Genomic DNA, 1299 nt, shown 5'->3' with positions numbered 1-1299 from the left:
CGGGCCATGGCTGACTGGGGGCATCGTATCTATTGCGCCGTCTGCAAACCCGGTACCGTAGAAGTCATGGACAGGTTTATCCTCACCTGGACGGTTGGCAGTGTGTTTGATGCTTACGGATTATGGAGCCACTGCTGTCACTACATGCAGGCGAAGCCCGTGCCCACCGCCCCGCTGCTGACAAAGGCGCCCGCAAGCTGGACGCCGTTTAACACCGTCCGCTGGCCTGCTGATATCGACCGGGAATCGACCACGGTACCCGATAGCCAGCAAGCATGACGCTCAACGCACAATATCCCTATATCCACGACGGCTCGCCTGGAACCACTGGCAGTAAAATCAATGATGGGTTCGCCCCCCTCATGGCGACCGGGAATAGGGAGTGCCAGTCAGCACTGGCTGAATGGCGACCTGATTATTGAAGGCGAAGCTTGGGTAGATACCCGTCATTTCATGAGTTTAACCCTAGAAGTAAATTACTGGCCTGACAGGCTCGACCAGAACCGAGTGCTGAGATTAAAAATCCAGGTTAAGGATTAAGGAAAAATATGGAAAATAATCAACGTCCTGATGGGCCCTGGCGCATTGAGCCTGAAACGCTGGAAGCCGCGCTGGAGACAGAATTTGCGAGTCGGCCTGCTTTAACGCCTGCCTTAAAAAATTGGGTTGAAGATTTACCCGGGCAAAATGAGAAACAGCAAACCGCCCCCCGACTTACCTGGGTTAATGAAATAAATGATCTCTGGATGGAAATCCCACGATTTGAAAATATATTATGGTGGGGAGGTTGGGTTATTGTGTTGGTTGGCTTCATTGTTGTACCTTTGTTTTCATATGTATTAGCAGATGCCTTTAGTGATTATGTAAGTAACCAGTTGAGTTTATTTGTTTTATTAGTGTTTTTTATATTCTGTATTTTTTTTTGTTAGTGCGTTTATTTTTTAATGCGAAAATAGTTTTATTTGTACCCCGAGGAACTCCAATTCGCTTTAACCGTCAGCGCCAAAAAATATATGTATACGAGTATCAGCGTAAGTGGAATCCCTGGGTTCGCTGGCCAACGACCATCAAAGTGTTCGACTGGGCTGATGTTCATGCACAAATGACGCGGGAAACCGGACGTTACGATCAGGGCTACCGGCTGTACGGCGTTGTCTGCAAACCCGGGACAACTGAAATTATCGACAGTTTTGTGCTCAGCTGGGCGGTGGGTCATCCTAAGTTATTGCGCGGATTATGGAGCCACTGCTGTCACTACATGCAGCACAAACCGGTTTCCACACAACCGTTTTACGATGA

General features: G+C 48.6%; 3 protein-coding genes. All 3 read left to right on the top strand.

Annotated features, from left to right (window positions below):
- Positions 1-279: DUF6708 domain-containing protein (locus UC15_RS25395; protein ID WP_369964708.1), on the top strand; the 279-nt coding region annotated here is incomplete at its 5' end.
- Between the two features lie 269 nt (positions 280-548).
- Positions 549-929: a hypothetical protein gene (locus UC15_RS25390; RefSeq protein WP_112291984.1), complete on the top strand. Its 381-nt coding sequence runs from the start codon at positions 549-551 to the stop codon at positions 927-929.
- The coding region (locus UC15_RS26320; RefSeq protein ID WP_369964709.1) for a DUF6708 domain-containing protein at positions 929-1299 on the top strand (371 nt) is incomplete at its 3' end. The genes UC15_RS25390 and UC15_RS26320, both read left to right, overlap by 1 nt.

The organism is Rahnella sp. AN3-3W3 (assembly GCF_003263545.1).
Taxonomy (GTDB): Bacteria; Pseudomonadota; Gammaproteobacteria; order Enterobacterales; family Enterobacteriaceae; genus Rahnella; species Rahnella variigena.
The sequence above is the reverse complement of the archived record's forward strand: the minus strand, read 5'-3'. Positions and strand labels throughout refer to the sequence as shown.